We start from the raw sequence: 1,355 nt of genomic DNA on the forward strand, positions 1-1,355 counted from the left end.
TGCGGTCATAGAATTCTTTGGCGGAATTTCTACCCTTGCTCAACCAGCCAATCAAATTGAATTCTACTCCAATAGTCAAGTGTGGTTTGCCATTGCTGTTGCCCTACTCAGTGGAACTGGCCAATTCTTCTTTTGGAAGAAAATGGATAAGCAAAAACTCATTGCTTCGCTCACTTTCCCTATTGTGATTTCACTATTATTGAGCGCGATCATCTTCGTTGTAGCGAAAATTTATGACCCAGTATATATTCTCGTACTCGTTGCCGGAATGTATTCAATTGTGGCCAACTCAAAAATTCTCTTATCATTATTAAAAAGCAAGAGTTTTAAATTGGTTGGAGGTTCTGTAGCCCATATTGGTATCGCTATGATGTTGATCGGGATTATGTTTTCAGAAGGTTATTCTGAAGCTATTTCTCGAAACACACTTATCATAAGCAAAGAATGGACGGATGACCAAAACCAAACTAATATCCCTCTTTTCTTAAATGAGCCAAGCTTTATGGATAAGTATGAAATTACTTATCGAAATGAGCTCATGAAGGTAAATGACATTCCTGGTTATGTTAAGAAATCTAATCTCAACAATACAGAAGACCCTTACTATAAGGTCATCAAACAAACTGTTGTTATTGATGGTGAAACCTATGCCCAAGCTGGTGATACGGTTTATGTTCAAAGTCCAGAGAACTTCTATTATCAAACAGATTATAAGGACTTAGAAACAGGAAAAGAGTTTACACTATACCCTAGAATTCAAGTCAACCCTCAAATGGGTGATGTAATTTCTCCTGATATTAAAAAACTTTGGAGCAGAGATATCTATTCTTTCGTTTCAGTTAAACCGTACTCCGAAGAAGATATTGAATGGAGTGAAAAAGTAGATATCGAGGTAAAAGTAGGAGAGCGCTTTTTCGTGAACGACTACGTAGCCGACTTCAATGGTTTGGAAAAACTTGACCGCATGAGTTTTGTAGACCTTGGGCCGGACGATGTTGCCGTAAGGGCCAACATTACTGTTTATGCTGAAGACAATATTAAGTATTTGGCTCAACCAGTTTTCATTATTCAAAATGGACAAGTTGGAAAACAGCCTGATGTAATTAAGGAGATTGCTTCCAAAATTTCAGTAGAGAGTATTAACCCTGATACGGGTTCTGTAACCCTAGGCTTAACCACCACGCAAAAGGATTTCATTATTATGAAAGCCCTTGAAAAACCACACATCAATATACTGTGGATAGGTACTTTGGTGATGATTGCAGGCTTCATTATAGCCATTAGAAGACGCTATATTGAGTTCATGCAAATGAGAGACAAGGGGATTGAGTAAAACCGTTGAAATGGCTGATACG

General features: G+C 37.9%; 1 protein-coding gene. It reads left to right on the forward strand.

Annotated features, from left to right (window positions below; genetic code table 11):
* On the forward strand, positions 1 to 1,333 hold a 1,333-nt coding region (locus tag AWN68_RS13375), incomplete at its 5' end, for a cytochrome c-type biogenesis CcmF C-terminal domain-containing protein (RefSeq protein WP_317038924.1).
* Between the last annotated feature and the right edge of the window lie 22 nt (positions 1,334 to 1,355).

The organism is Roseivirga echinicomitans (assembly GCF_001592935.1).
Taxonomy (GTDB): domain Bacteria; phylum Bacteroidota; class Bacteroidia; order Cytophagales; family Cyclobacteriaceae; genus Roseivirga; species Roseivirga echinicomitans.